Origin of the sequence: Geobacter sp. FeAm09 (genome assembly GCF_008330225.1) — a bacterium.
GTDB lineage: Bacteria > Desulfobacterota > Desulfuromonadia > Geobacterales > Pseudopelobacteraceae > Oryzomonas.
The window spans coordinates 3571761-3598345 of sequence record NZ_CP042466.1 but is presented as its reverse complement, the minus strand read 5'-3'; the positions used below and the strand labels follow the sequence as shown (position 1 = coordinate 3598345).

At 63.9% G+C, this 26585-nt stretch carries 26 protein-coding genes and 3 pseudogenes; 17 read left to right on the top strand and 12 right to left on the bottom strand.

Features of this window, described 5'->3' with window-relative positions:
- Positions 1 to 63: 63 nt before the first annotated feature.
- The 10 genes and pseudogenes from FO488_RS16990 (at position 64) to FO488_RS19535 (ending at position 6414) form a co-directional block, all read left to right on the top strand.
- Entirely contained in the window at positions 64 to 765 is a 702-nt protein-coding gene (locus FO488_RS16990; protein ID WP_149211643.1) for an AzlC family ABC transporter permease, read from the top strand.
- Positions 762 to 1085 carry an AzlD domain-containing protein gene (locus tag FO488_RS16985; protein ID WP_149211642.1) on the top strand — a complete coding sequence of 108 codons (324 nt, stop codon included), beginning with the start codon at positions 762 to 764 and terminating at the stop codon, positions 1083 to 1085. Before FO488_RS16990 ends, FO488_RS16985 begins: the two co-directional genes overlap by 4 nt.
- 148 nt (positions 1086 to 1233) lie before the next feature.
- Positions 1234 to 2439, top strand: a complete 1206-nt coding sequence (locus tag FO488_RS16980; RefSeq protein WP_149211641.1) for a class I SAM-dependent rRNA methyltransferase — start codon at positions 1234 to 1236, stop codon at positions 2437 to 2439.
- Between the two features lie 274 nt (positions 2440 to 2713).
- Complete coding sequence (locus tag FO488_RS16975; RefSeq protein ID WP_149211640.1) at positions 2714 to 3178, top strand: hypothetical protein; 465 nt, start codon at positions 2714 to 2716, stop codon at positions 3176 to 3178.
- A gap of 97 nt (positions 3179 to 3275) precedes the next feature.
- Complete coding sequence (locus tag FO488_RS16970) at positions 3276 to 3692, top strand: DUF4124 domain-containing protein (protein WP_168206077.1); 417 nt, start codon at positions 3276 to 3278, stop codon at positions 3690 to 3692.
- Positions 3693 to 3725: 33 nt separating this feature from the next.
- Positions 3726 to 4055: pseudogene (locus FO488_RS16965) on the top strand (peptide chain release factor-like protein); the annotation flags it as partial.
- A gap of 13 nt (positions 4056 to 4068) precedes the next feature.
- On the top strand, positions 4069 to 4506 hold the full coding sequence (locus FO488_RS16960; protein WP_149211637.1) for a hypothetical protein: 438 nt from the start codon (positions 4069 to 4071) through the stop codon (positions 4504 to 4506).
- Positions 4507 to 4592: 86 nt separating this feature from the next.
- Entirely contained in the window at positions 4593 to 5132 is a 540-nt protein-coding gene (locus FO488_RS16955; RefSeq protein ID WP_149211636.1) for a DUF2284 domain-containing protein, read from the top strand.
- 44 nt (positions 5133 to 5176) lie between these two features.
- Positions 5177 to 6241, top strand: a complete 1065-nt coding sequence (locus FO488_RS16950) for an NADH:flavin oxidoreductase/NADH oxidase (RefSeq protein WP_149211635.1) — start codon at positions 5177 to 5179, stop codon at positions 6239 to 6241.
- A 2-nt stretch (positions 6242 to 6243) separates the two neighbouring features.
- Positions 6244 to 6414, top strand: a complete 171-nt coding sequence (locus FO488_RS19535; protein WP_168206076.1) for a hypothetical protein — start codon at positions 6244 to 6246, stop codon at positions 6412 to 6414.
- Between the two features lie 194 nt (positions 6415 to 6608).
- On the opposite strand, the gene FO488_RS16945 is transcribed toward FO488_RS19535, so the two are convergent.
- The 5 genes and pseudogenes from FO488_RS16945 to FO488_RS20465 form a co-directional block, all read right to left on the bottom strand.
- On the bottom strand, positions 6609 to 7040 hold the full coding sequence (locus FO488_RS16945) for a hypothetical protein (protein ID WP_149211634.1): 432 nt from the start codon (positions 7038 to 7040) through the stop codon (positions 6609 to 6611).
- 161 nt (positions 7041 to 7201) lie between these two features.
- Complete coding sequence (greB, locus tag FO488_RS16940; protein WP_149211633.1) at positions 7202 to 7687, bottom strand: transcription elongation factor GreB; 486 nt, start codon at positions 7685 to 7687, stop codon at positions 7202 to 7204.
- 90 nt (positions 7688 to 7777) lie between these two features.
- Entirely contained in the window at positions 7778 to 7978 is a 201-nt protein-coding gene (locus tag FO488_RS16935; protein WP_149211632.1) for a cold-shock protein, read from the bottom strand.
- Between the two features lie 121 nt (positions 7979 to 8099).
- The gene (locus FO488_RS20470) at positions 8100 to 8807 is read right to left on the bottom strand and encodes an ABC-F family ATP-binding cassette domain-containing protein (protein WP_304598755.1); all 708 of its coding nucleotides are present in this window, start codon (positions 8805 to 8807) and stop codon (positions 8100 to 8102) included.
- Positions 8756 to 9652: pseudogene (locus FO488_RS20465) on the bottom strand (ABC-F family ATP-binding cassette domain-containing protein); the annotation flags it as partial. The pseudogene FO488_RS20465 and the gene FO488_RS20470, both read right to left, overlap by 52 nt.
- Positions 9653 to 9916: 264 nt before the next feature.
- On the opposite strand from FO488_RS20465, the gene bfr reads away from it, so the two are divergent.
- Positions 9917 to 10384, top strand: coding sequence for a bacterioferritin (gene bfr / locus FO488_RS16925; protein ID WP_149211631.1), 468 nt, complete (start codon positions 9917 to 9919; stop codon positions 10382 to 10384).
- A 98-nt stretch (positions 10385 to 10482) separates the two neighbouring features.
- Here bfr and FO488_RS16920 read toward each other — a convergent pair whose 3' ends face one another.
- The 4 genes from FO488_RS16920 to FO488_RS16905 are packed head-to-tail and all read right to left on the bottom strand — an operon-like array spanning position 10483 to position 14562.
- Positions 10483 to 11172: an NTP transferase domain-containing protein gene (locus FO488_RS16920; RefSeq protein WP_240732024.1), complete on the bottom strand. Its 690-nt coding sequence runs from the start codon at positions 11170 to 11172 to the stop codon at positions 10483 to 10485.
- Positions 11169 to 11936, bottom strand: coding sequence for an XdhC family protein (locus tag FO488_RS16915; RefSeq protein WP_149211630.1), 768 nt, complete (start codon positions 11934 to 11936; stop codon positions 11169 to 11171). Before FO488_RS16915 ends, FO488_RS16920 begins: the two co-directional genes overlap by 4 nt.
- Positions 11933 to 14101, bottom strand: a complete 2169-nt coding sequence (locus FO488_RS16910) for a xanthine dehydrogenase family protein molybdopterin-binding subunit (protein WP_149211629.1) — start codon at positions 14099 to 14101, stop codon at positions 11933 to 11935. The genes FO488_RS16915 and FO488_RS16910 overlap by 4 nt, the downstream gene beginning before the upstream one ends.
- A complete protein-coding gene (locus FO488_RS16905; protein ID WP_149211628.1) occupies positions 14098 to 14562 on the bottom strand; it encodes a (2Fe-2S)-binding protein in 465 nt (154 codons plus the stop codon). Before FO488_RS16905 ends, FO488_RS16910 begins: the two co-directional genes overlap by 4 nt.
- A 216-nt stretch (positions 14563 to 14778) precedes the next feature.
- Between FO488_RS16905 and FO488_RS20370 the strand changes: the two genes are divergently transcribed.
- A complete protein-coding gene (locus tag FO488_RS20370) occupies positions 14779 to 14907 on the top strand; it encodes a hypothetical protein (RefSeq protein ID WP_255516532.1) in 129 nt (42 codons plus the stop codon).
- Between the two features lie 10 nt (positions 14908 to 14917).
- Here FO488_RS20370 and FO488_RS16900 read toward each other — a convergent pair.
- Together FO488_RS16900 and gdhA are read right to left on the bottom strand one after the other, a co-directional pair.
- Positions 14918 to 17151 (bottom strand): annotated as a pseudogene (locus FO488_RS16900) (ATP-dependent helicase).
- 87 nt (positions 17152 to 17238) lie between these two features.
- The gene (gene gdhA / locus FO488_RS16895; RefSeq protein ID WP_149211627.1) at positions 17239 to 18585 is read right to left on the bottom strand and encodes an NADP-specific glutamate dehydrogenase; all 1347 of its coding nucleotides are present in this window, start codon (positions 18583 to 18585) and stop codon (positions 17239 to 17241) included.
- Positions 18586 to 19074: 489 nt separating this feature from the next.
- Between gdhA and FO488_RS16890 the strand changes: the two genes are divergently transcribed.
- The 4 genes from FO488_RS16890 (at position 19075) to FO488_RS16875 (ending at position 24233) form a co-directional block, all read left to right on the top strand.
- Positions 19075 to 19890, top strand: a complete 816-nt coding sequence (locus FO488_RS16890) for an electron transfer flavoprotein subunit beta/FixA family protein (RefSeq protein WP_149211626.1) — start codon at positions 19075 to 19077, stop codon at positions 19888 to 19890.
- Positions 19891 to 20062: 172 nt separating this feature from the next.
- The gene (locus FO488_RS16885) at positions 20063 to 21388 is read left to right on the top strand and encodes an electron transfer flavoprotein subunit alpha (protein ID WP_149211625.1); all 1326 of its coding nucleotides are present in this window, start codon (positions 20063 to 20065) and stop codon (positions 21386 to 21388) included.
- Between the two features lie 175 nt (positions 21389 to 21563).
- Positions 21564 to 23537 carry a (Fe-S)-binding protein gene (locus FO488_RS16880; protein ID WP_149211624.1) on the top strand — a complete coding sequence of 658 codons (1974 nt, stop codon included), beginning with the start codon at positions 21564 to 21566 and terminating at the stop codon, positions 23535 to 23537.
- A gap of 132 nt (positions 23538 to 23669) precedes the next feature.
- The gene (locus FO488_RS16875) at positions 23670 to 24233 is read left to right on the top strand and encodes an ANTAR domain-containing response regulator (protein ID WP_149211623.1); all 564 of its coding nucleotides are present in this window, start codon (positions 23670 to 23672) and stop codon (positions 24231 to 24233) included.
- A 210-nt stretch (positions 24234 to 24443) separates the two neighbouring features.
- Here the strand turns inward: FO488_RS16875 and draG are convergent, their stop codons facing one another.
- Positions 24444 to 25355, bottom strand: a complete 912-nt coding sequence (gene draG / locus FO488_RS16870; RefSeq protein ID WP_149211622.1) for an ADP-ribosyl-[dinitrogen reductase] hydrolase — start codon at positions 25353 to 25355, stop codon at positions 24444 to 24446.
- A 342-nt stretch (positions 25356 to 25697) separates the two neighbouring features.
- Here draG and FO488_RS16865 point away from each other — a divergent pair, with 342 nt between their 5' ends.
- Positions 25698 to 26570, top strand: a complete 873-nt coding sequence (locus FO488_RS16865; RefSeq protein WP_149211621.1) for a radical SAM protein — start codon at positions 25698 to 25700, stop codon at positions 26568 to 26570.
- Positions 26571 to 26585: the final 15 nt, after the last annotated feature.

Below are 26585 nucleotides of genomic sequence, written 5' to 3'. Positions count from 1 at the left end.
GTGCCTCTGTGAGCTCTGTGAGAGATCGCTTTTGACGTCAACTAACCGGAGCAAAGATAATTAATGACACAGGCAATTGACCATGTGAAAGAAGGGGTGAAGACAGCGTGGCCCATCTGCCTCGGCTACTTCCCCATCGGTCTCTCCCTGGGGGTGCTCGCCCAGAAGGGGGGGCTTGCCCCCTGGCAGGTCGGGCTCATGTCGCTCGTGGTCTTTGCCGGCGGCTCCCAGTTCATCGCCGTTGCCATGCTCGGCAGCGGCGCCTCCATCACGGCCATCGTCACCACCACCTTCATGGTCAACCTGCGCCACCTGCTCATGAGTTCGGCCATGGCGGTGCATTTTCCGGGCGTTTCCCGGCGGTTCCTGGCCCTGTTCGCCTATGGCCTGACCGATGAAAGTTTTGCCGTCAACATGGTGCGGTTCAACCGGGGGGGATGGGACCGGCAGAGCGCCCTGGCGCTCAACCAGATGGCCAACGCCACCTGGTTCGTCAGCACCGTGGCCGGGGTCTATGTGGGGCAGTTCATCCCCGCCGGCGCCCTGGGGATCGACTACGCCCTGACCGGCATGTTCATCTGCCTGCTGGTTTTCCAGTTGCGCGGCCCGGTCTTCGTTGCCACCGCCCTGATGGCGGCCTGCTGTTCCGTGGTGGCCTATCTCTGGCTGCCGGGCAACGCCTATGTGATCGTGGCCGCCACTGCGGCGGCCACGGCCGGCTTTCTGCTGAAGCGTTCCCTGCGCCACCGGGGGGCGCGGCCGTGAGCGCCGCCGGTTATCTCCTGCTGGTCATCGGCATGGGCGTTGTGACCTACCTGCCGCGCCTGCTGCCCCTGGTGACATTCTCCCGCCGGAAACTCCCCCCCTGGTTCGCGGAGTGGCTGGAGCTGATCCCGCCGGCCATCCTGAGCGCCCTGATCGCTCCGACGCTGTTTGCACAAGCAACGCCGCGGGCGTTCGCCCTGGGCAAGGTAGAACTGCTGGCCGCCCTGCCGACCCTGGCCTTCGCCCTCAAGACCCGCTCATTGGCCGGGACGGTGGTGGTGGGAATGCTCTGCTACTGGGGCCTGCATTATCTGGTATAATTTCCCCTCCGCCCAAGGCGTTCCTTTCTCTGCCTCTATTTACCCTTGATCTCAGCCGCAGGTACAAACGGCACAGGCTTTGTGGTTGCCAATGGAGCGGTTTGTGGGTAAAAGGGAAAGGCAAACGAAAGATCGGAGACAGGCAACAATGCACGCGTCAGAATGGAAGATAGGGCCGGAGTCGGTGCGGATGCTGGAATTGGGGCATCCGTGGATCATTGCCGACAATTATACCAAGCGCTGGCCGACCGGCCAGGCCGGCCAACTGGTCGAACTGGCCGATGGTCAGGGGAATTTCCTGGCAACAGCCCTGCTCGATCCGCAGGATCGCATCGTGGCGCGGGTGTTGTCCCGAAAGCGGATGCGCCTGGACCGCGCCTGGCTGACGAAGCGTCTTCAGGCTGCCCTCGAACTGCGCCGCAGCCATGCCGACCTGGGGGACACCACCGCCTACCGGTTGGTCAACGCCGAGGGGGACGGACTTCCCGGCCTGACGGTTGACCGTTACGGCGACTATCTGATGGTGCAGGTCTACTGCGCCGGATGGCGGCCGTACCTGAAGCTCGTGACCCAGGCCCTGGGCGACCTGCTCGCACCCCGGGGGATCTACGAGAAGAGCCGCCCCCAGAAGACCCGCGAACTGGAAGCGGTCAGCGACACCAAGAGCTACGGCAGGCTGCTGGCCGGCACGGCGGCGCCCCAGCGCCTGGAGGTGCGGGAAAACGGCCTGTTGTTCCTGGTGAGCCTGGAGCAGGGGCTCAATACCGGGCTGTTCCTGGACCAGCGCAAAAACCGCCGCGACCTGATGTCGCGGGTGGCCGGCAAGCGGGTGCTCAACCTGTTCGCCTACACCGGCGCCTTCTCGGTGGCTGCCGCCGCTGCGGGGGCCGTGCAGGTTACGAGCGTGGACGCCTCGCCCGGCTATACCGAGTGGGCCCGGGCAAATTTCGGCCTCAACCGGCTCAATCCCAAGCGGCATGAGTTCATCGTGGGGGACTGCCACCAGGTGCTGGCCGACCTGGGCGGTCGCGGGTGCCGTTACGATGTGGTGCTGATGGACCCTCCCTCCTTCTCCACCACGGCCAAGAGCCGCTTCACGACCCGGGGCGGCACCTCCGACCTGGTGGCGGCCGCCCTGCCGCTTGTGAGCGCCAACGGCCTCTTGATCGCCTCCTCCAATCACCAGAAGGTGGATACGGCCGAGTATCTCAAGGAGTTGCGCCGGGGCGCGCTCCAGGCGGGGAACGACCTGCGGGTGATCAGCCTGGCCGGACAGCCGGAGGATTTTCCCTATCCGGTCAGCTTCCCCGAGGGGCGCTATCTCAAGTACGCCCTCTGCGTGAAGGGGGGCTGAGCAGGCTGGCGAGTGGCTCCGGCATTTCACCCGATCAGCCGTTCGCCACCACCGATTCGGAAAAACCCGAATCCGTGACGCCTCCATGCCTTCGCTTGGCCGGAAGGCCTCTGCCTCTACCGGGATGCAGACGGCCGACCGCCCGGCGGCGGACCGGCGTGGCACGTGGCGTGCTGCGGCACGGCGGCGTGCGGGCTCCGGCTCTTCCGGCAGCTCCGGCATTCCGCCGTCGCGGATTCGGGAAAAAAACAATGCACGAGGGTGCGCCATGAACATGAACTACGGGTTCCTCAAGGATTTTGCCATCATCGTCGGCGGCCTGGTGACCATCTTCGCCTTCGTCAACGGTCTTCTGGAATACCGGCGCCAGGGGCGGCAGAAGCGGGAGGAGCATTTCACCCTGCTGCGCCGCCGCCTGAAGGAGAACCCGCGCTTCAAGGAGATCTGCTCCCTGATGTTCTCCGACGACCCGCGCTTGGCCCAGATCGACGCCCAGGACAAACGGGATTTCGTCGGCCTGCTGGAGGAGGTGGCCCTGCAGATGAACTCCGGGCTGATCCGCCCGGAACTCGCCCATTACATGTTCGGCTACTACACGGTCAGATGCATGGAGAGCAAGGATTTTTGGGCCAACCTGACCCTTGACGAGATCTACTGGAACCTGTTCCACGATTTTGCCCGGGAGATGAAGCGCATGGAAGCGACCTTTGTCTTCGACCGGCGCAAACTGCGCTTCTGATTCGGCTTTTGTGCCGGCGGCCATGAAAGGGTGCTACAATAAAAGACGGGCACGAGGACACGTACGCACCGGAATGGTGAGAGGGAGGAGGTTTGCCATGAAAATCGTGGCCATGGCGGCGATAGCCCTCTGTTGCGCGGCCGCCGGGGGCAATGCCGCGACATACCGCTGGACCGACGACCAGGGGGTGCTCAATTTCACCGACAGCCTGGAGACGGTACCGGCCAAGTACCGCCACCGGGTGCTCAAAGGGCCGGACATCACCACCCGCGATCCGCGGATCAGTGAAGAGGTGAAACAGCAGGAGGAACGGGCTCGCCAGGAGCAGGCCGCCCAGCCGCCGGTAGCCACGACCCCCGACTATATGCCGGCCCAGCCGCCGGAGGCCGCGCCGGCCAAGGTGGAAAGCGACGAGTTGCCTCCGGGGCGGACCAGGAGCCAGAAGATCCGGGACAATATGGAGCGGCGCAAGGCCGAAGAGGAAAAGGCCCAGCAGTCCGGCAGCCAGCAATGAGGGGACGAGGTGGGAGAGAGATGTGGTGATGGGGATGCCATGACGGTTGAGATCCGTGAGTCCGACATAAAGGTGGAATTCTACCGCGCATCGGGTCCGGGCGGCCAGCACCGGAACGTGACCGACTCGGCGGTGCGCATCCGCCATCTGCCGACCGGCATCGTGGCCCAGGCCTCGGAGAGCCGTTCCCAGGCCCAGAACCGGGAGGTCGCCATGGCGCGTCTGCGGGGTGCGCTGGAAAAGCGCGAGCGCAAGGTGAAGAAGCGCATCGCCACCCGTGTGCCCAAGAGAGCCAAGGAAGAGCGCCTGAGCGCGAAAAAGATCGTGTCCCGGCGCAAGCGGCTGCGCACGACCCTCGATTGAGAGACGGAGATTCATGCTTTCCACATCCGGCCATACCATCCACTGGCTCAAGCCCGATATCGGCGAGGAGGAGTGGGAGTTCCTCAACCATCCCGACAAGCAGGGGTTCTACCAGCGGCACGGCATCGAATGGACGCAGTTGGTGGCGGCTTTCCACCGGGGCCGCCTGGAACCGTTCCCCCGCTCCGACCGGATCGGGGGGGTCGTGGTCAGCGGCGCCTACCATACCTATGACGACTATGCCACATACCTGGCCAAGGCCAAACGGGGCTACCGGAAAAGCTACAACGCCATGGAGAGTTCCCTGCAGCGCGCCGGCACGCTGACCCTGAAGGCCCCCATCATCCTCTGCTGCCGGGAGGAGGCCCTGCTCTTTTCCGGCTACCGGCGGCTCTGTCTGGCCTGGAATTACGGCATGGTGCCCTATGTGTGGCTGGTGCCCCTGCCGTAGCCGTGGCATGACTGATTTTTCCCATAATTAGTGGCGGGTTGTGTCGATTTACCGGCAGGGGGGCGGCCCGGGAACAGGGGAGGGCGATGGCTGACCAGACGAAACTGCAACGGATATTCAATGACGCGGGATTTTCGGATTTCCGCTGGATCGATCCTTCCGAGATCGTTGTTGCGCAATGGGTGCGGATGAAGTGCCGGTTCGGCTGCAACGAGTATGGCAGGAACGCCTCCTGTCCCCCCAACACCCCTGCCGTGGACGAGTGCCGTAGCTTCTTCCATGAATTCCGCCTGGGCGTGCTTTTCCATATCCCCATGCGCCTGGCGGACCCGGAGCAGCGCCACGCCTGGTCGCGGGAGGTCAACCGCGCCCTGCTGGAGGTGGAGCGCCAGGCTTTCATCAGCGGCTATCAGAAGGCCTTCCTCCTCTTCATGGACAGTTGCGCGCTTTGCCGGGAATGTGCCGGCAGCCGGGGGCACTGCCGCAATCGCAGGCTGGCCCGCCCGACCCCCGAGGGGATGGGAGTGGACGTCTTTGCCACCGTGGCCAAGTTCGGCTACCCCCTTGCGGTGTTGCCCGATTATGAACAGGAGATGAACCGTTACGCCTTCCTGATGATAGAGTAGCTTTCCGGTCATTCCCACGATCACGGATCAAGGAGACAGTCGTCATGAGTAAGCTCTTCACCCCCTTCGCCATGCGTTCCGTTACCTTTCGCAATCGTATCTTCGTCTCTCCCATGTGCCAGTATTCCAGCCGGGACGGCCTGGCAACCGACTGGCATATGGTCCATCTGGGCAGCCGGGCCGTGGGGGGCGCCGGACTGGTGATGGTGGAAGCCACCGCCGTGAGCCCCGAAGGCCGCATCAGCCCCGACGACAGCGGCATCTGGAACGATGGCCATGTTGCGGCATTCAAACCGATTGCCCGTTTCATCCGTGACAACGGGGCCGTACCCGGCATCCAACTGGCCCATGCCGGCCGCAAGGCGTCCTGCGACCTTCCCTGGCGCGGCGGCGGGCCGGTGGGACCGGATGCACGGGGCTGGCAGCCGCAGGCCCCCAGCCCGGAGCCCTTTGCCCCCGGCCATCCCATGCCCCACGAGCTTGCCCCCGCCGACCTGGACCTGGTCGAAGACCAGTTCCGCGCCGCGGCCCGGAGGGCGCTGGCGGCCGGCTTCCAGGTGGCGGAGATTCACATGGCCCATGGCTACCTGCTGCACGAATTCCTCTCCCCCCTGTCGAACCGGCGGGGTGACGACCATGGCGGCAGCCTCGACAACAGGATGCGTTTTCCGCTGCGGGTGGCCCGGGCCGTGCGCGAGGAATGGCCGGGAGAGCTGCCGCTGTTCGTGCGGCTTTCCTGTGTTGACTGGGCTGAAGGGGGCTGGAGCCTCGACCAGTCGGTGTGTCTCTGCCGCCACCTCAAGGAGATCGGGGTAGACCTGATCGACTGTTCGTCCGGTTTCGTTGCCTCGGGCGAGCGGGTCCCCTTTGCCCCCGGCTTCCAGGTGCCCTTTGCCGCCGCAATCCGTGCCGGAGCCGCTCTCCCCACCGGCGCGGTGGGCCTCATTACCGACCCGGCCCAGGCGGAGCAGATCCTGGTCACCGGTCAGGCCGATGCCGTATTCCTGGCCCGGGAGATGCTGCGCGACCCCTACTGGCCCCTTCATGCCGCCCGCGAACTGGGGGTGGAGGTCGCCTGGCCGGATCAATACCTGCGGGCCGGGAAATAGGGATGAAAAAATTGCTCACCTGGGGGGCGGTGGGGCTTTTGACCTCGGCGCTGCTCGATCCCCTCATCTACGGGATGCTCGAATTGCCGGTCCCCTGGCTGCGCGACCTGTTCATGGCGACCGGCGGCGCGGCCTGCTGTTATCTGCTGGTGCGGTTCCGCCACGAACTGTAGCCGTGGCGGGGCATGCCGTCCTCGGCCCTCCTAACCGGAATCTTCGCAGGCAGAGGCGGGTAACGGTCGGATATACCTCGGGATGTGCTCAGATGAGCGGCGTTCACAGGTTTTCGGAAAGGGGAGCCGTTGTGCCGGTTTCCCCTTTTTGTTTGCTCGTCGAGGGTATCCTCTCGCGTCGCTGCCCCGTGTCCTCACCGCTTGTCGGGACGGAAGGAACGGCCGCGGTAGCGGTCCCGCTCCCGGCGGAAGGTGCGGTATTCCATGTCGCGGTATTGGCGGATGCTCTCGATCCGGTACTTGCGGATGATCGGCGGCAGGGTGTCGTGGTGCACGATGGTCCAGGGCCCTTTGTAACCGGCGGCCCGGTACCAGGAGGTGCCGTAGTAGAGGTAATAGGCGTCATAGGCAAAGAAGATGTCGTAGGGCGTCTCCACCCCCACATAAAAGCCGAGACGCGGCGGCGTTATGAAGAGCGGCGGATTGGGGATCGTCACGTTGGGCTGCCCGAGGGCGACACCAGGCTGGAGGGAGGGGGCGCCGCCGGTCGCATCCCCGTTGACCGCGGCCGGCGCACCGCCCATGACCAGAACGGCGGCGATTGACGCCGCAAGGTTCATGCGCATGGAGGCTCCTTTGCGATGGATTTCTTGCCACAGTATAGCAGGTGTGGCGCCGGCCTGCCACGGCGGAATGGGCCACAGGGCGCCATCGGCCCTGCGGCGGGCCGTTCGGGAATGTGGGGTGGGGGTGATTGGCGCGCGGTTGGCGAATGACGCGCCGGTTTTTACCGGGGGGCTCCGGCCGGGCGGGTGGCGCCGATGTCGGTGATGTAGACCGTCAGATCGCCATTGGGGCGGCGGATGACCACCTCGTCATCGAGCCGCTTGTGCAGCAGGGCCTGGCCGACCGGCGAATCGATGCTGATCCGCCCCTGGCTCACGTCGAATTCATCCGGCCCGACCAGTTGGTAACAGCGTTCGTTGCCGTCCTCGTCTTCATAGGTTACCCAGCAGCCGAAGGACACCATCTGGGGGTTGGCCGGGGAGGTGGCCGGTTTGAGCAGCTTGAGCCGGCTCCCCAGGTGCTTCAGCTTGCGGTCGATCTCCCGCAGCCGTTTTTTGCCGTAGATGTATTCCGCATTTTCGGAACGGTCCCCCTCCGCCGCCGCGTCGGACACCCCCTGAACGACCTTGGGGCGTTCCACCCGCCAGAGGTAATGGTACTCCGCTTCCAGTTTTTTCAATCCTTCCGGGGTAATCAGGTTTGTCATACGCCTTCCATGCCGATTTTTTTCGAACCAACAAAAATAAAGCCCCGGATTTCTCCGGGGCCTTATCAATCACGCTATAGGATTAAGTGATTAAACCCTGGTAACGTTGGCGGCCTGCAGACCTTTCGGACCACGGGTTATTTCGAACGTAACCCTGTCGCCTTCAGCGAGGGATTTGAAGCCTTCGCCAACAATCGCGGAAAAATGGACGAAAACATCCTCGCCACCTTCCTGCTCAAGAAAACCAAACCCCTTGCTGTCGTTAAACCATTTCACTGTTCCGTTTACCATGTCGTTACCTTCTCCTGATACTACTCGTTTAATATGTCCGGGATGAACCGTAGACGTTATACCAACGTAACAGCATTTTATCCACAATGTCAAACTTATTAATTATCCGATGCAAAATAATTTATTCCCGCAAAGCTGCCGCGGCATGGGACTTGCCGAGGTAATATTCGTAATTTCCCTCGTAAACGCGCATTTCACCGTGGTCGATCTCGAATACCCGGTCAACCAGCAGGCGCAAAAAGTGGCGGTCGTGGCTGACCAGTACGACGGTTCCGCCGAACCCCTGCAGGGCGTCCAGAAGGATCTCCCGTGATCTGATGTCCAGATGGTTGGTCGGTTCGTCCAACACCAGGAAATTGACCGGCCGCGCCAGCAGCGTCGCCAGCACAACCCGGCTCTTCTCGCCGCCGGACAGGTTCTCGATGCGTTTGTCCACCGTGTCTCCCTGGAAGAGAAAGGCGCCCAGCAGGTTGCGGATCACGCCGATGGTGGCCAGGGGCATGGCGTCCTGCACCGTTTCGAAGACGGTCTTCTTCGGGTCGAGGATGTCCATGGCGTGCTGGCTGAAATAGCCCAGTTCCACATTGGCCCCCAGGTTGACGTGGCCCGCGGTCTGTCCGGTCTGGCCGGCAAGGACCTTGAGGAAGGTGGATTTCCCGGCGCCGTTGACCCCCACCACGGCGATCTTGTTCTGGCGGCGGATGATGCCGGACACCCCGCTGAAAACCGGGTGTTCCCCGCCGCCGGGCAACTGCCAGCTCTTGGCCAGCCCCTCCATCACCACCACGTCGTCCCCGCTTCGGGGCGGCTCGCTGAACTCGAAGCGCACCACCCGCTCCTCGGGGGGATCTCGATGCGCTCGATCTTGTCGATCTTCTTGACCCGCGACTGCACCTGGGCCGCATGGGAGGCGCGGGCGGCGAAGCGCGCGATGAACTCCTCCTCCTTGGCCAGCATCTCCTGCTGGCGGCGGTGGCTGGCCAGGAGCTGCTCCCGGCGGATGTCACGCTCCCGTTCGTAGAAATCGTAATTGCCGCCGTAGGTGGTAACGGTCTTGTTGGCCACCTCGATGATGCGGGTGACGATGCGGTTCATGAAGTCCCGGTCATGGCTGGTCATCAGCAGCGCGCCGTCGAAGTCGTTGGCCAGCCACTCCTCTAGCCAGATGATCGACTCCACGTCCAGATGGTTGGTCGGTTCGTCCAAAAGCAGCACATCCGGTTTGATGGTCAGGATCTTCGCCAGGTTGATGCGCATCTTCCAGCCGCCGCTGAAGGACTCCACCGGATGGTGGAAACGGTCCGGGCCGATGCCGAGGCCGGTCAGCACGGTCTGGGCACGGGTATCCAGATCGTAGCCGCCCCGGTGCTCGAACTCCTCCTGGGCCACACCGTAGCGTTCCAGCAGGGCGGCCATGTCGTCGTCGGACTGGGGCTGGCACATGGCCGCTTCCATTTCTTTCAGCTCCGCCGCCAGACGCATGGTTTCCGCCGAACCGGCCATGACCTCCTCCAGGGCCGAGCGCCCCGCCATCTCCCCCGCATCCTGGGAGAAATAGCCGATGGTGGTGCGTTTGGCGCAGGTGATCTCGCCGCCGTCCACCTCCTCTTCACCGGTGATGATGCGGAAAATGGTGGTCTTGCCGGCCCCGTTCGGCCCTACCAGGCCGTTGCGCGTACCGGGCAGGATCTGGAACGTGGCGTCGCGGAACAGGACCTGCGAGCCGTGCTGCTTGGTGATATTGGAGAGATGGATCATCGCCGCGCTGGTGCTCCTCGTGTTGGAATGGACTGCACCAGATAGCACGGGAGACGGCGCCGGGCAACAAATTTTTGTGGAGACGGCTGCGGGCACTTGACCGGCGTGGAAAGTATGTTTCAATAAACGTGGTGTCCCGAGCGGGACCGAAGGAAACCACCGGGTAAAGGAGCAGCCGCCATGAAAGGAAACGACAAGATCATCGAACACCTCAATCTGCGCCTGGCAGAGGAGTTGACCGCCATCAACCAGTACATGGTCCATTCGGAGATGTGCGACAACTGGGACTACGAGCGGCTGCACAAGGCCATCGAGAAGCGCGCCATCGACGAGATGAAGCACGCCGAAAAACTGATTGCCCGCATCCTCTTCCTGGAAGGGCGCCCCATCGTCAGCGATCTCAACAAGATCCATATCGGCGCCGAGGTGCCCAAGATGCATGCAAACGACTGGAGTGCCGAAGAGGCCGCCATCAAGGGGTACAACGAGAGCATCAGGCTGGCGGTGGAGGTGGGCGACAACGGGACCCGCGAACTGCTGGAGGATATCCTGGAGGAGGAGGAGGCGCACATCGACTGGCTGGAAGCGCAACTCGACCAGATCAAGCAGATGGGGGCCCAGAACTACCTGGTGGAACAGATACACTGACAGGTTTGAGAAACAGCCATCTCGCCGCCGGCCTCGAAAGCCCGCGGAGACGCAGCGCCCCTCATCCTATCCTTCTCCCAAAGGGAGAAGGGATGCCGTTACCCTCTCCCTCCGGGAGAGGGTGGCCAAAGGCCGGGTGAGGGCCTCCGCGGGGCTTGTCGAGTGGGTGCGGTGACCCGACCGCTTTTGAACCCCCTGAGTTCTCTCCAGATCTCGACGAGACGCTGGTAATCCTCGGGGGTGTCCATGTCCAGCACCACCCCCCGGTCCGCGGTTTCCAGATGGCGGAGCCGGGCCGGGTCGCGGCGGACCAGGTCGCGCAGGGTGCCGGTATCGTCGAGTTCGTCGAGAACCCCGCGGGGGAAGCAGGTGGGGTGGCCGCGCCGGCCGGCGTGGCAGGGGATGATGATGGCCCGCGGGTCGCGGCGGTGCGCCGCCAGCAACCCGGCGACGGTCCCGGGCAAGACCAGGGGGTGGTCGCAGGGGGCGATGAGGACCCCGCCGACGGCGGGAGACAGTGCCGCCCGGCCGGTTCTGACGGAACAGGCCATGTCGCCGTCCGGGTCCGTTGTCCGCACGATGCGGACCGGGTGGCTGCGGGCCTCCCCGGCCACGGCGTCCCCCTGGGGGCCCACCACCACCACGACCTCTTCCGCCCCCCCCGCCAGCAGGCCTTCCAGGCAGCGGGCAATGACCGTCTTGCCGCCCAGGGGGAGCAGCTGCTTGCAGGTCCCCATGCGCCGGGAAAGGCCGGCGGCCAGGAGGATCGCACCGGCACGGCCCGTCACGGCTTCCTCCTGAGCCGGATCAGTTCGCCCACGATGCTGACCGCGATCTCCTCCGGGGTCTGGGCGCCGATGTCCAGGCCGACCGGGGTGACGATCCGCCTCCGCTGCTCCTCGCCAAACCCCTCCTGCTCCAGGAGCGCCAGCAGGGTCTCCCGCTTGCGCCGGCTCCCCAGCAGACCCACGAACCCGGCCTCGGTGGCCAGGCATCCCCGCACGGCGTCGAAGTCGTGCAGGTGCCCCGGCGTGGCGATCACCACGAAGCTCTCCCGGTCGAGCGCCAGGTGCCCGAAGGCCTCCTTCACCGGGGCGCAGACGATGGCGTCGGCCCCGGGAAGCAGGGCATGGGTGCTGCAGTCGGGACGGTCGTCAACCACGGTCACGCGGAAGCCGCAGGTGTGGGCGAGCAGCGTGACGGCCCTGCCCACGTGGCCGGCCCCGAACATGACCAGGAGCGGCCGGCGCCCCTGGGGCTCGATGAAGACCGTCATGCTGCCGCCGCAGGCAAAGCCCTGCTCCTCGGTCAGCACAAAGGGGAGCGTGCGCGGCCCGCCGTCGCCGAGGGCGGCCAGGGCGGCCCGGACGCTCTCCAGCTCCACCCTGCCGCCCCCCACGCTCCCCACGGCCGTCCCGTCGCGGCGCACCAGCATCTTGGCGCCGGATTTGCGGGGCGACGAGCCGCTGTGGGCGATGACGGTGGCCAGGGCAAACGGCTCGCCCAACCGGGCGAGCCGTACCATCTCCTCGTAGATGTCCAGGTCGGTCATGCCGTGCCCCGGGCGGCCGCTACCTTCTCCGGCGTCAGGGGGAGCGAACGCACCCGGGCGCCCGTGGCGGCAAACAGGGCGTTGGCCACGGCCGGCGCGATGGGGGGCACGCCCGGTTCCCCCACGCCGCCGGGCGGCTCGTCGCTGGGGATGATGTGCACCTCCACCCGGGGGGAACCCTGCATGCGCACCAGCGGGTAGGTGTCGAAGTTGCCCTGTTCCACCCGGCCGTTCTTGAGGGTGATGGCCCCGTAGAGGGCCGCCGAGAGCCCGAAGACGATGCCCGATTCCATCTGGGCCGCGATGGTGTCAGTGTTGACGGTCCGGCCGCAGTCGATGGCGCAGACGACGCGATGGACCTGCACCTGCCCCGCGGCATCCAGGGAAACCTCGGCCACCTGGGCGATGAAGCTGCCGAAGGACTCGTGCACGGCGATGCCCCGGCCGGTGCCGGCCGGCAGCTTCGTACCCCAGCCCGCCTTTTCGGCCGCCGCCTGCAGCACGGCCAGGTGGCGGGGGTGCCCTTTCAACAGGGAGCGGCGGTACTGGTAGGGGTCGCGGCCGGCGCTGTGGGCCAGTTCGTCCAGGAAGCTCTCCACCACGAAGGCGTTGTGGGAATGCCCCACCGAGCGCCACCAGAGCACCGGCACCCCGTTCTTCGTGGTGTGCAGGTCCACGAGCAGGTTGGGTATGGCATAGGGAGTGTCGGCGGCCCCCTCCACCGAGGTGTGGTCGATGCCTTCCTTCACCATGGCCGACTCGAAGAGGGTGCCGGCGATGATGGACTGCCCCACGATGGTGTGGCGCCAGGCCAGGGGGAAGCCCGCGTTGTCCAGGCAGGCGGCGATGCGGTCATACCACATGGGGCGGTAGTAGCCGGCCCGCATGTCGTCCTCCCGGGAACGAATCACCTTCACAGGTTTCCCGACCGCCTTGGCCACCTGCACCGCCTCGATGACGAAATCCGACCCGGTGCAGGCCCTCCGGCCGAACCCCCCGCCCAGGAAGGTGGTCTCCAGGCTGACCTGTTCCGGCTTGAGCCCGGCCTCCCGGGCGGCGGCGCCGCGGTCCACGGTCTGGAACTGGGAGCCGGTGCGGATCAGGCAGCGGTCCTTTTTCAGGTCCACGAAGCAGTTGAGCGGTTCCATGGTGGCATGGGCCAGGTAGGGCACCTCGTACTCGGCCCGAAGGGGATGGGCCGCCTTGGCCAGTTCGGCCGGGGCATCGCCGTCATGGCGCGCCGCCAGACCCGGCATGGCGGAGAGCCGGGCGTACTCCTCGCGCATGGCCGGCGTGGCTAGTTGCGCCCACTGCCCTTCATCCCAGGTGATCTCCAGCAGTTCGCGCCCCTTCTGGGCCGGCCAGAAGCCATCGGCCACCACCGCCACCCCGGCGGGCACCGCCACCACCTGTTTCACCCCCGGCACCGCCAGGGCCTTCTGCGCATCGAACCCCTTCACCGTGCCGCCGAAGACCGGCGGCCGGGCGATGACCGCGGTCAGCATGCCCGGGACGTGCACGTCGATGCCGAAGAGCGCCGTGCCGTTGATCTTGGCCGGGCTGTCCAGGCGGTGGAGCGGCTTGCCGAGCAGGCGCCGCTGTTGTGCACCCTTCAGTTTCGGCTCCCGGGGTACCGGCAGTTTGGCGGCCCGGGCCGCCAGGCTGCCGTAGCCGGAGCGCTTGCCGCCGGGACCGATGACCACGCCGTTCTCGGCCCGGCAGGCCGCAGGCTCCACCCGCCACCCCTTGGCTGCCGCCGCCACCAGCATCTCGCGGGCCGCCGCGCCGGCCCTGGAGAGTCGTTCCCATTCGGAGCGCACGCTGCTGCTGCCGCCGGTCACCATGAACGGGCCGTACTGGGCATGGTTGTATTCCGGCGCCACGGGCGCCGCCTCGACCCGCACCTTGTGCCAGTCGCAGGCCAACTCCTCGGCGATCAGCATGGGGAGGGAGGTGTAGACTCCCTGGCCCATCTCGGACTTGTTGACGATGATGGTCACGACGTCGTCGCTGCCGATGCGCAGGAAGGCGTTGGGGGCGAAGGCCGTCGTTGCGGCCGCGGCGCGGCCCCCCAGGGGGATATGGCAGGCCAGCACCAGCCCGCCCCCCGCCAGCAGGCCGGTCTTGATGAATTCGCGGCGGCTCAGCTTGATGATCTCGCTCATGACCGCTTTCCTCCCTTCCCGCTCGTGGCGGCGGTATGGATCGCCCGCCGGATGCGGCCGTAGGTGCCGCAGCGGCAGAGGTTGCCGCTCATGGCGCTGTCGATGTCCGCATCCGTGGGGTGGGGCTTCTCTTTCATGAGCGCCACGGCGCTCATGATCTGCCCCGGCTGGCAGTAGCCGCACTGGGATACCTCGTCCGCCAGCCAGGCCTTTTTCACGGGATGGTTTGCGGCGATCCCCTCGATGGTGGTGACCTTTTTGCCCTGCACCTCGGACAGCGGCGTGATGCAGGAGCGCTCCGCCCGGCCGTCGATGTGGACCGTGCAGGCGCCGCACAGCCCCTCGCCGCAGCCGAACTTGGTGCCGGTGAGATGCAGGTGGTCCCGCAGCACCCAGAGGAGCGGGGTGTCGGGGCTCAGTTCCACGGATTGTTTCGTGCCATTCAGGGAAAAGGTGATCACGGTTTCCTCCTTTATTCCGGATATATCCACGGGGCGAGAAGCGGAGAGGACGCTGCAGGAAAATTGTAGCCGGAAACCGTGACGTGGCAAGAGGGGGATGTATTAAAATGGTATAAGGGGATGCCGGTTATCCTGCTGCAATATCGGCACAAATCCGGAAAAAGGCTGGCCGCTTTCCGGCGGCGGGGGAATTCGGTACGGGCGGCACGCCCCCCCATGGCCATCCGGACGAGCCGGATCTTCCGGCTCATGGAGGGTCGCTGGCGACAGGTCCACCACCACGGTTCCAACGATGACCCGGACCTGTTGGCGAGCTATCGGAAAGCGGTGCTGGGCGAGGGGTGATTGAACGGGCCTAGGCCCGTTCCAGACCGGCGAACCGGAGCAGGAGCTTCTTGGGGCCGGCCGAGGTGAACCAGACGATGGCCTTCTGGGCTTCGCCGCTCCCCTCGATCTTCCTGATGGTGCCCAGGCCGAACTTGGCGTGGCGCACCTTCATGCCCACAAAGACCTCGCCGTACTCCTCCGGCGGCTCGGGGACGATCTCGACCTCGTTGGTGTGGCTGAACTGCGCGGCCGCGGTCAGGTTGTGGCTTGCGGCATATTCCTGCCGGGGAGCCTGCGTCTGTCCGAACGGCCGCTCCGTCCGGTACCCGCTCCCCCCTCCGGTTCCCTCCTCATCCAGCAATTCCCCCGGTATGTCCTTGAGAAAGCGGGAGGGAGGGTTGGACTGGTCCTGGCCGAACAGGTAGCGCCGCCGGGCGTTCAGCAGGTAGAGCCGCTCCCGGGCGCGGGTCATGCCGACGTAGCAGAGGCGCCGCTCCTCCTCCATGCCGTCCAGGTCGTCCAGGGCGCGCACGTGGGGAAAGAGGCGTTCTTCCATGCCGATCATGAAGACCGCCCTGAATTCCAGCCCCTTGGCCGCATGCAGGGTCATGAGCGTCACCGAGGGCTTGCCCTGCTCCCCCTGCTCCAGGTCCGACACCAGGGATACCTGCTCCAGGAACTCGGACAGGCCGGTCTCGGGGTTCTTCTCGCAGAACTCCTCCATGGCTGCCAAGAGCTGCTCCAGGTTCTCCAACCGTTCCGCATCCTCCTCGTCCCGGCTCTCCTTGAGCCGGGTCAGGTAGCCGCTCTCCTCCATCACCATACGGGCCAGTTCCGGTAGGTCCAGGGACGGGCCGGTTTCCCGGAAACGTTCCATCATGGCGGCAAAGGCCGCAACCCTGCCCCGGGGGCCGCTCCCCAGGAGGCCGCTCTCGGCGGCATCCTGCAGGGCGGCGTACATGCTGATCCCCCCCGGGCGGCCTGGAGGCCGATCTTGTCGATGGTGGCGGTGCCGATGCCCCGGGCCGGGACGTTGATGACCCGTTTCAGGGAGATCTCGTCGGCCGGGTTGTCCAGCACGCGCAGGTAGGCCAGGATATCCTTGACCTCCATGCGGGCGTAGAACCTCACGCCCCCCACGATGTGGTAGGGGAGCGCCTCGGCGACCAGCGCCTCTTCCACCTGGCGCGACTGGGCGTTGGTGCGGTAGAAGACCGCCATCTCCTCCAGGGGGACGCCGCTTGTCCGCAGGCGGGAGATTTCGCGGCACACGGTGCGCGCCTCCTCCCGGTCCGATTCCACCCGCAGGTACCGGATGTTCTCTCCGGCCGGATTCTCGGTCCAGAGGGTCTTGCCCTTGCGGCCGAAGTTGTGTCTGACCACCTCGCCCGCCGCCTTGAGGATGGTGGCGGTGGAGCGGTAGTTCTGTTCCAGCCGGACCACGCGCACGCCGGGGAAATCCTTTTCGAACTCCAGGATGTTGCGGATGTCGGCCCCGCGCCAGGAGTAGATGGACTGGTCGTCGTCCCCCACCACGCACAGGTTGCGCCGCTCGCCGGCCAGGAGTTTGATCAGGCGGTACTGCACCGGGTTGGTATCCTGGTATTCGTCCACCAGAATCCACTGGAAACGCTCCTGGTAGGAGTGGCGCACCTCGGGGAAATCGGCCAGCAGGCGGACGGTCTGGATCAGCATGTCCCCGAAGTCCAGGGCGTTGCACTTCTTCAGCCGCTCCTGGTAGGCGGCATAGATCCGCACCAGTCGCTCGTTGAAGATGTCGCCGGTGGCCACAGCGTCCAGGTCCTCGGGGAACAGGCCCCGGTTCTTGAAGTCGTCGATCTTGGCGCCGATGGTCTTGGGGGGGAAGCGTTTGTCGTCCAGGTCCAGTTCGGCCAGCACATCCTTCAGGAGCCGCTCGGAGTCCTTGTCGTCGTAGATGGCAAAGGACGACTCGAAACCCAGATGGTGGATCTGGCTGCGGAGGATGCGGCCGCAGGCGGCATGGAAGGTGGATATCTGGGGCACTTCCCCGCCGCCGAGCAGTTTTCTCACCCGTTCGGCCATCTCGTTGGCGGCCTTGTTGGTGAAGGTTACGGCCAGGATGTTCCGGGGGTGGACGCCCCGCTCCCGGATCAGGTGGGCGATGCGGTGGGTGATGACGCGGGTCTTGCCCGATCCGGCCCCGGCCAGGATCAAGAGCGGCCCCTCGCCGTGGAGCACGGCCTCTTTCTGGGGTGGGTTGAGGTTGGTAAGGAGATTCATGGTTCTTTTTTAGTCGCTGGAGGGGGGCGCGTCAACGAAAAAAGCCCGGCCATCGGGCCGGGCTGTGGGAAAAGGGCCGACGGGCGGCTACACGAGGCCGTGGGCCACCATGGCGTCGGCAACCTTGGTGAAGCCGGCGATGTTGGCGCCGAGGACGTAGTTGCCCGGCGCCCCGTACTCCTCTGCGATGTCGTGGCAGAGCTGGTGGATGTTGACCATGATGTCTTCCAGTTTCTTCTCGGTGTAGTCGAACCGCCACGAGTCGCGCTGGGCATTCTGCTGCATTTCCAGGGCCGATGTGGCGACCCCGCCGGCGTTGGCCGCCTTGCCGGGTCCGTAGACGATGCCGGCGTCCAGGAATACCTTGACCCCCTCCGGGGTGGTGGGCATGTTGGCCCCCTCGCCCACGGCGAGGCAGCCGTTTTTCACCAGGGTGGCCGCATCCTTGCCGTTGATCTCGTTCTGGGTGGCCGAGGGCATGGCCACCTGGCAGGGGATCTCCCAGATGTTGCCGTTGGGTACGTATTTGGCGTGTTTGTGGAAGGAAGCGTAATCCTGGATGCGCCGCCGCTCCACCTCTTTCAGCTGCTTGATCAACTCCACGTCCAGCCCCTTTTCGTCCATGATGACCCCGTTGGAGTCGGAGCAGGCGATGCAGGTGCCGCCCAGTTGGTGGATCTTTTCTATGGTGTAGATGGCCACGTTGCCGGAGCCGGAGACCAGGCAGGTCTTGCCGTCGAACGAGTCCCTGCGGGTCTTGAGCGCCTCGTTGATGAAAAAGGAGGCACCGTAGCCGGTCGCCTCGGTGCGCACCAGGGAACCGCCGAACTTGAGCCCCTTGCCGGTGAGGACGCCCGCCTCCCAGCGGTTTGTGATCCGCTTGTACTGGCCGAACATGTAGCCGATCTCCCTGCCCCCCACGCCGATGTCGCCGGCCGGCACATCCGTATGCTCGCCGATATGGCGGTAGAGTTCGGTCATGAAACTCTGGCAGAAGCGCATGACCTCGTCATCGGACTTGCCCTTCGGGTCGAAATCGGAACCCCCCTTGCCGCCGCCGATGGGCATGCCGGTGAGCGAATTCTTGAAGATCTGCTCGAAACCGAGGAACTTGATGATCCCCAGATAGACCGAGGGGTGGAAGCGCAAGCCGCCTTTGTAGGGTCCCAGGGCGCTGTTGAATTCAACGCGGAAACCCCGGTTGATATGCACTTTTCCCTTGTCATCCTGCCAGGGAACGCGGAAAATGATCTGGCGCTCCGGTTCGCAGATGCGCTCGATGATCTTGCGTTCCAGGTACTCGGGATGCTTGCTGACGACCGGCCCCAGGGACTCCAGAACCTCCAGAACCGCCTGATGGAACTCCGCCTCGCCGGGATTGCGCTTCAAGACCTCTTGGTAAATGCCTTCAAGTTTCTCATCGAGCTTTGCCATGACCCCTCCAGTGATTAAAAATGTGGCACATTGTATGCGAAAACAGGATTTATTGCAAATTTATTAATCACGTGTTTAAATATTGTGCATCAATGGGTGCGGCACTCATTGCCACGATTGTTCTTTTGAGCTGTTGCCGGTTCAGTCACGGCTGGCAGACTTTTTTTACCCTTCGTGCATCTTTTTTGGGCGTTTGGCGCCAAAAAATGCACAACAGGAGGGCGTCGCTTCCCAGGGGAACCCGCATTCGGGCGATCCCCTGCAGGCGTGTTGCCCGTGGCAACCCCTTAACGTAGCAGCAGACTTGGTCTTTATGGGGTTGTGTATACTTTTGACGTGGGTCAAATCGGCATGCTTCCTGCTCATGCTAAACTCCATTCCGTCTGTGGCGGGATTCGAGATTGGGCACCGAAGCCCGGCATTGACCAGAGTGCCGGGCTTTATTCTTTTTCAAATTTCGCCGTGAGGCACTGCAGGAGAACTTCATCCATGCTCGTAGTTGCCTGTATCAAACAGGTCCCCGACACCACCCAGGTGCAGATCGATCCGGTCACCAACACCCTGGTGCGCGAGGGCATCCCCTTTATCGTCAACCCCTATGATACCCATGCCCTGGAAGAGGCGCTCCGTCTGAAGGACCGCTTCGGGTGCCGGGTCGCCGTCCTCTCCATGGGGCCGCCCAATGCCGAGGCGACCCTGAGAAAGGCCCTGGCCCTGGGGGTCGATATGGCCATCCTGCTCTCCGACCGGGTCTTCGGCGGTGCCGATACCCTGGCCACCAGCAATGTCCTTTCGGCGGCAATCCGCAAGCTGAACAGCGAGGTGGACGAGGTCGGCCTGGTATTGTGCGGCAAGCAGACCATTGACGGCGATACGGCCCAGGTCGGCCCCGGCATCGCCACCCGGCTTGCCTATCATCAGCTCACCCTGGTGGACCGCATCGACAACCTGAACGTGGAGGGCAAACGCATCCGGGTCAGCCGCAAGCTGGAGGGGCGCCACGAGATCGTGGAGGCGCCCCTGCCCGCCATGCTGACCGTGGTGCGCGAACTGAACCGGCCGCGCTATCCCCGCGTCCCCATGCGTCTGGCCGCGGCCGATGCCCGGGTGGAGGTCTGGAACAACCAGGTCCTCAAGCTGGACGAGCAGTCCATCGGCCTCAAGGGGTCGCCCACCTGGGTCAGCAAGATCTTTTCGCCGGAACGGGCCAAGGGGGAGATCCTGGGAGACGGCTACGCCGATCCCGAGGGGACGGCGGCGCTGTTGATCGACAAGCTGCTGGCAAAGGATATGCTGCCACTGTAAAGCGTTCTCTCACAGAGGCACAGAGACTCGGAGAAAACCTAAAAGAAGGAAAAAACAGTCAGGTTAGCTTAAGGTAATTTGTTTTAAAGTTCTTAGTTAAAAAGGTTCTCTCTGTGCCTCCGTGAGCTCTGTGAGAGACAGATTTTATCTTTATAAAAAAAGGTTTCCCGACATGACCGAACCACAACCGAAAGTGAAAAAACCCCGCGGCAAGGCGCGCCTGCTGGAGGGCAAATGTATTGCCTGCGGCGCCCGCTGCCAGAGCGTCTGCCCGGTCAATGCCATCGAGATGAACGATGCCGGCGAACCGATCGTCATCCCGGAAAAATGCATCGGCTGCATCAAGTGCGTCAAGATCTGCCCGGCCAGCGCCCTGGAGATGTTCTTCACCCCTGAAGAGCTGAAGATCCTGGAGCAACTGGCGGCCGCCGCAGCCCCGGCCGAAGAAGAGGTGGACGAGGAGGCCGCGGCCCTGGCCCAAAAGCTGGCCGCCTACCGGGGAGTCTGGGTCTTCGTGGAGCAGACCGAGGGGGAGCCGGCCAAGGTCTCGTGGGAGCTGCTCGGGGCGGGGGCTCGGCTGGCCGCTTCCCTGGGGGTGGAATTGTGCGCCCTGGTGATCGGTGAAAATGTGGAGCATCTCTGTACCGAGGCCTTCGCCCACGGGGCTGCCAAGGCCTATCTGGTGGATGCGCCGGTGTACCGCAACTATCGCACCGAGGCGTACCTGGAGGCCTGCTGCCATTTGATCGCCACCTACAAGCCGGAAGTCATCCTCATGGGCGCCAGCGGCATGGGGCGCGACCTGGCCGGGGCCGTCGCGACCCGCGTGGCCACGGGGCTGACCGCCGACTGCACCGGTCTGGATATCGACGACAAACGCAACCTGATGCAGACCCGCCCGGCCTTCGGCGGCAACATCATGGCGACCATCATGTGCGACAAGTTCCGCCCCCAGATGGCCACGGTCCGCCCCAACGTGATGCCGATGCCGGAACGGAAGGAGGGCGCCACGGGGACCGTCGTCCGGGTGGACTTCGTGGTCCCGGAGGAGAGCATCCTCACCAAGGTCATCGAGATCATCCATGATGCCAAGAGCAAGAGCCATGTGGACATCACCGGCGCCGACTTCATCGTCTCCGGCGGCCGTGGCATGATGGCGCCTGAAAACTTCGCCATCCTGCAGGAACTGGCCGAGGAGTTGGGCGGCGTGGTGGGTGCCTCCCGCAGCGCCGTGGATGCCGGGTGGATGCCGGGTGACCGCCAGGTCGGCCAGACCGGCAAGACCGTCCGCCCCAAGATCTACATCGCCTGCGGCATCTCCGGCGCCATTCAGCACCTGGTCGGCATGCAGGACTCGGACATGGTCATCGCCATCAACCGCGACCGCCAGGCGCCGATCTTCGAGGTCGCCACCTACGGCATCGTCGGCGACCTGTTCCAGGTGGTGCCGGCCATAACGAAACGTATCCGGGAATTGAAGAAACAAACACAAAAATAACAGAGCATTACCACGGAGGACACGGAGGGACACTGAGGAAAAGCATCTAGACAGGTACATGGATGCGCAGGATGAACGGGATACCATCGTAAAACCTGCTTTACGTTCATTCTGTTACGTTGTTTTGCTGTTCCTTCGTGTCCTCCGTGGTGAAAAGCTTTTGATGTGAGGCCTTATGACACCCAACCCGACCATATTCACTCCCCTTTTGATCGTCTCCCTCGGCATCTTTGCCTGGGGATGCTGGCGCAGGTTCAGCCTGGTGGCCGTAGGCCAAGCGGAAAACCGCTTCGACAACATCGGCACCCGCATCGGCGAGATGCTGCTGTACGCCTTCGGCCAGAAGCGGGTCCTGGCCAAGCCGTTCGGCCTCAATCATTTCGTCATCTTCTGGTCGTTCATCATTCTCCTGATCTCCAACACCGAGTTCCTGCTGCACGGCGTCTTCCCGTCCATCAGCCTGTCGCACCTGCCTGACGGCATCTACTTCCCGCTTTTGCTGGTGATCGACATCGTGTCGCTCCTGGCCCTCGTGGCAGTGGCCATCGCCATGGTCAGGCGGATCGTCGCGCCCCCCTATCCCGGAGCCCGCACCATGGAGGCGTTCTTTATCCTGGCGCTGATCGCCACCCTGATGATGGCCAACTTCGGCATCAATGGGGCCAGGATCTCCCGCCTGCCGGAGAATTTTCTCGCCATCGCCCACACCTATATGCCGGTTTCAAGCGTCGTGGCAGGCCTGATAGCTCCCTCCGCCGGCGTCCTGGTGTTCGGCGTCAGTTGGTGGGCCCATGCCGCCGCGCTCCTGATCTTCATGTGCTATCTGCCCCACAGCAAGCACATGCACATCCTGACCGCCATCCCCAACTGCTTCTTCCGGCGGCTGGAGAAACCCAATACCCAGCCCCGCGAGGAGTTCGTCAGCGGCAATACCTTTGGCGTCGCCCAGGCGGACCGCTTCACCTGGAAGGACCTGCTGGACTCCATGGCCTGTACCGAATGCGGCCGGTGCCAGAAGGTCTGCCCGGCCAATATCACCGGCAAGCCGCTCAATCCGCGGGCAGTTGTCCACGACATCAAGGTCAATCTGCTGGAGAACGGCGCACTGCTCAAACAGGGGGCGGCGCCGGCCACGTCCCTGATCGGCGACGGGGGCGAGGGGAGCGTCACGGAGGAGGTCATCTGGGGCTGCACCACCTGCGGGGCCTGCATGGAGGCCTGCCCGGTCTTCATCGAGCAGATGCCCAAGATCGTCAAGATGCGCCGCCACCTGGTGGAGAACGAGGCCCGCTTCCCCGAGGAGTTGCTCAACCTGTTCGAGAACATGGAGGGGCGCAGCAATCCCTGGGGCATCGCCCCGTCGGAGCGTACCAAGTGGTGTGCCCAGATGGAGGTCAAGCCCTTCGACAAGGCGACCACCGAATACCTGCTCTACGTCGGCTGCGCCGGCTCGTTCGACTCGCGCAGCAAGCACGTCAGCGTGGCCCTGGCCCAGTTGCTGGACAAGGCCGGCGTCTCCTGGGGCATTCTGGGCAAGGACGAGAAATGCTGCGGCGACAGCCTGCGCCGCCTGGGCAACGAGTACGTCTTTGACCGCATGGCCAGGGAGAACGTACGGATCTTCACCGAGCGGGGCGTCAAGAAGGTTATCACCCAGTGCCCCCACTGTTTCTCGACCCTGAAAAACGATTACCAACAGTACGGGCTCGAACTGGAGGTGATTCACCATAGCGAGTTGCTGCGCAACCTGGTGCAGGACGGCCGTCTCAAACTGGAGGGGTCTTCCGCGGAGTTGGGAGCTACCGTGTTCCACGACTCCTGCTACCTGGGGAGGCACAACGACGTGTACGACGCCCCCCGCGAGGTGATCGAACTGGCCACCGGGGCCGCCCCGGCCGAGATGGGGCGCAACCGCAACAACGCCTTCTGCTGCGGGGCCGGCGGCGGCAGGATGTGGATGGAAGAGCATACCGGCGAGCGGATCAACCTTACGCGGGTCAAGGAGGCGCTGGAAGAGAAGCCTGACACCATCTGCGTTTCCTGCCCGTACTGCCTGACCATGTTCGAGGACGGGCTCAAGGACGTGAAGGCCGACAGCGTCAAGGTGCGCGATGTGGCAGAGGTGCTGGCCGAGGCGGCGCTCAGATAGCTGACCGGATAAAGGACTGAAACAATTGTGCAAATTCGGGGCCCCGGCAGTAAATGCCGGGGCCTTTTCCGTGCAACTGGCATATTAGATGCACAACAAATCCATATCCGATGGTTACCGGGAGGGTGATACATGAAAACAGTTTTGATATGCGACGACGAACCGATCATCAGGATGAGCCTGAAGACCATGCTCATGGAGCTTGGCTTCGAGGATGTGCTGGAGTGCGGCGACGGCAAAAGCGCCGTGGAAATGGCCATGGCGAGCTTTCCCGATATGGCGGTGCTGGATGTGGCCATGCCGGTAATGGACGGCATAACCGCGGCGAAAGAGATCAAGAAAAAGCTCAAGATCCCCATCATGCTCCTGACCAACTGCTTCGATGCCCAGACCGCGAAACGGGCAGCGGAGAGCGGGATTGCCGCTTTTTTAACCAAGCCGCTCCGGGAGCAGGACCTCATCCCGGCGATCGAGATCGCCCTGGCCCATACCGAGCAGGTGGAGGACCTCAAGGAAAAGATCGAGGACCTCAAGGAAACCATCGAGAACCGCAAGGTGATTGAGAAGGCCAAGGGGACGCTGATGGAAAAGCAGCGTTTGAGCGAAGCGGACGCCTATCGCGCCATGCAGAAGCTGGCCATGGACAAGCGCAAGAGCCTGCGCCAGGTGGCGGACGGCATCCTAAAAGGTTGTTGAAAAACAGCCATCAGGCCTTCGCCCTCGAAAGTATCCTTGTGCGGCGCAGCGCCCCTCATCCTATCCTTCTCCCAAAGGGAGAAGGGATACCGTCACCCTCTCCCTCCGGGAGAGGGTGACCAAAGGCCGGGTGAGGGCCTCCGCAGGGCTTGTCTAACGGGTACGACGATCTGACTATTTTTGAACAACCTGGGTCCAGCTCAAGGTGATTCAGGTCTGCATCATCCCGCCCGCCGGGCAGGCGCTAATCAGCCGTCCGGTCAGCGTGGTGATCTCGGCAATCACGTTCCTGTCCATCTTCTTCAGCCAGCGCTGGGGAATCCCCTCCATCCCGTAGTAGGCACCGGCCAGCATGCCGCAAATGGCCCCGGTCGTATCCGCGTCAGCCCCCTGGTTGACGGTCCCCACGACGCACTCCTCGAAACTCTTCCCCTTGAAAAACCAGTGAAAGACGGTCTGGAGCGTATCCACCACGTAGCCGGTGGCCAACCCGTGGTAGGGCTCGAAGTGAAAGGTGGGGAACCGGGCCACGAGGTCGTCGGCCTGGCGGCGCAGGCGGGCCCGGGAGGCGCCGCAGATCGCCAGGTGCAGCATCTCGCCCAGGCAGACGCAGGCCGCGTCGGACAAGGGGTTGTTGTGGGTGATGTGCGCCTGTTCGAGGGCATACTTTTTCAGCAGTTCGCCGTCGGGGAGGGAAAAGATCGCCGCCGGCACGATCCGCATGGCTGCACCGTTGCCGGCGTCCCACTCGTTCGGGGGCGCTTCCAGGGTGCCGTTCAGCATGTAGGCGCGGATACCCTTGCGGCAGGTGTCGCCGCAATCCACCGGCCGGGATTTGAGCCAGGCGGCGAAATTGCGGGCGATCGCCGCCACGGACCATCCCTGGTTTTCCACAATTGCCCGGGCGATGCAGAGGGCCATCTCGGTGTCGTCGGTTACCTGTCCCGGCTTCAGCCGAAGCCAGCCGCCGCCGGAGATGTCCTTGAAGGTGCCGTATTTTGCGGCAATCTCCGACGCCGTCATGAACTCCACCGTCGCGCCGAGGGCGTCGCCGATGGCCATGCCGATAAAGGCCGCAGTGGCTCTGCTGCTGACTTCTGCGCGATTGTACGGGTTGTGCATGGGGCAACCGTCCAGAGGGGAATGGGCAGAATTTCAACGTATCCTCATCTAGGCCTGCAAAAGCGAAACCACAATGCCAAAAATAATATGGATGCTTAAAAAATGGGCATTATTTCGGACCGATCCGCCGCCATCGGGCGGGGCCGGCCAGGGATAGCCGGCTGCAATGGGCCGTTATATGAGCCTTTGCGGCATAATTTTAAATATGACGCGCCTCTGGCACACTCTATGCCTTACCCATCAGCGTAGGGCGATTCAGGGAACAAACGAAACCAACTCAGCGTCAAGGCAACGGAGCCTGCGGAGAGAGCCGCAGGCTTTTTGTTTGAAAGGAGCATACCCATGGCGAGTGCATGTGACATGAAGAACAAAATTCAAGGGCACCCCTGCTTTGGCGGCAACCATCACAAAAACGGCCGCATGCATCTGGCGGTGGCCCCCCAGTGTAACATCAAGTGCGGTTATTGCACCCGCAAACACGACTGCGCCAACGAATCCCGCCCCGGTGTGACCAGCCGCCTGCTGACCCCCCAGGAAGCGATCGTCAAGGTGCGGGAGGTGATGGCCAGCCCGGTGGTGGGGCCGATCATCAAGGTCATCGGCATTGCCGGCCCCGGCGACCCGCTGGCCAACGAACAGACCTTTGAAACCTTCGAACTGGTCAAAAAGGAGTTTCCGCACCTCATGCTGTGCATGAGCACCAACGGTCTGCTGCTCCCCGAGTCCATCGACCGCCTGTACGAGATGGGGCTGCACAGCCTGACCGTCACCATCAACGCCGTCGATCCGGAGGTCGGAGCCCAGATCTACCGCCATGTCATCTATCACGGCCACCACTATAGCGGTGTGGAAGGGGCGCACATCCTGATCGCCAACCAGTTCGAAGGCCTGAAGCGGGCCGCCGAGCTGGGGCTCACCATCAAGGTCAACAGTGTGCTGGTGCCGGGGATCAACGATGACCAGATACCGTTGATCGCCGAACGGGTCAAAAAACTGGGCGCCTTTGTGATGAACATCATGCCGCTCATTCCCCAGGCGGAGCTGGCCCATATCGAACCGCCCGACGAGCAGCGGCTGGCGGAGGTGCGCAAGGCCAACGAGACCATCATCGGCCAGTTCAGCCACTGCAAACAGTGCCGCGCCGACGCCATTGGCCTGATCGGGCAGGATGTGACGGTCGGAGAATCCGCCTGCGCGGTGCCGGCGCAAGCATAGGGGCAAGGAGCAACC

Coding starts and splice junctions, on each gene's coding strand:
- FO488_RS16885 (WP_149211625.1), top strand. CDS start 20,063: ATGACCGAACCACAACCGAAAGTGAAAAAACCCCGCGGCAAGGCGCGC.
- FO488_RS16890 (WP_149211626.1), top strand. CDS start 19,075: ATGCTCGTAGTTGCCTGTATCAAACAGGTCCCCGACACCACCCAGGTG.
- FO488_RS16915 (WP_149211630.1), bottom strand. CDS start 11,936: ATGACCGACCTGGACATCTACGAGGAGATGGTACGGCTCGCCCGGTTG.
- FO488_RS16970 (WP_168206077.1), top strand. CDS start 3,276: ATGAAAATCGTGGCCATGGCGGCGATAGCCCTCTGTTGCGCGGCCGCC.
- FO488_RS16990 (WP_149211643.1), top strand. CDS start 64: ATGACACAGGCAATTGACCATGTGAAAGAAGGGGTGAAGACAGCGTGG.
- FO488_RS16955 (WP_149211636.1), top strand. CDS start 4,593: ATGGCTGACCAGACGAAACTGCAACGGATATTCAATGACGCGGGATTT.
- FO488_RS16950 (WP_149211635.1), top strand. CDS start 5,177: ATGAGTAAGCTCTTCACCCCCTTCGCCATGCGTTCCGTTACCTTTCGC.
- FO488_RS16935 (WP_149211632.1), bottom strand. CDS start 7,978: ATGGTAAACGGAACAGTGAAATGGTTTAACGACAGCAAGGGGTTTGGT.
- FO488_RS20370 (WP_255516532.1), top strand. CDS start 14,779: ATGGCCATCCGGACGAGCCGGATCTTCCGGCTCATGGAGGGTCGCTGG.
- greB (WP_149211633.1), bottom strand. CDS start 7,687: ATGACAAACCTGATTACCCCGGAAGGATTGAAAAAACTGGAAGCGGAG.
- FO488_RS19535 (WP_168206076.1), top strand. CDS start 6,244: ATGAAAAAATTGCTCACCTGGGGGGCGGTGGGGCTTTTGACCTCGGCG.
- FO488_RS16910 (WP_149211629.1), bottom strand. CDS start 14,101: ATGAGCGAGATCATCAAGCTGAGCCGCCGCGAATTCATCAAGACCGGC.
- FO488_RS16980 (WP_149211641.1), top strand. CDS start 1,234: ATGCACGCGTCAGAATGGAAGATAGGGCCGGAGTCGGTGCGGATGCTG.
- FO488_RS16865 (WP_149211621.1), top strand. CDS start 25,698: ATGGCGAGTGCATGTGACATGAAGAACAAAATTCAAGGGCACCCCTGC.
- FO488_RS16880 (WP_149211624.1), top strand. CDS start 21,564: ATGACACCCAACCCGACCATATTCACTCCCCTTTTGATCGTCTCCCTC.
- gdhA (WP_149211627.1), bottom strand. CDS start 18,585: ATGGCAAAGCTCGATGAGAAACTTGAAGGCATTTACCAAGAGGTCTTG.
- draG (WP_149211622.1), bottom strand. CDS start 25,355: ATGCACAACCCGTACAATCGCGCAGAAGTCAGCAGCAGAGCCACTGCG.
- bfr (WP_149211631.1), top strand. CDS start 9,917: ATGAAAGGAAACGACAAGATCATCGAACACCTCAATCTGCGCCTGGCA.
- FO488_RS16975 (WP_149211640.1), top strand. CDS start 2,714: ATGAACTACGGGTTCCTCAAGGATTTTGCCATCATCGTCGGCGGCCTG.
- FO488_RS16875 (WP_149211623.1), top strand. CDS start 23,670: ATGAAAACAGTTTTGATATGCGACGACGAACCGATCATCAGGATGAGC.
- FO488_RS16960 (WP_149211637.1), top strand. CDS start 4,069: ATGCTTTCCACATCCGGCCATACCATCCACTGGCTCAAGCCCGATATC.
- FO488_RS16945 (WP_149211634.1), bottom strand. CDS start 7,040: ATGCGCATGAACCTTGCGGCGTCAATCGCCGCCGTTCTGGTCATGGGC.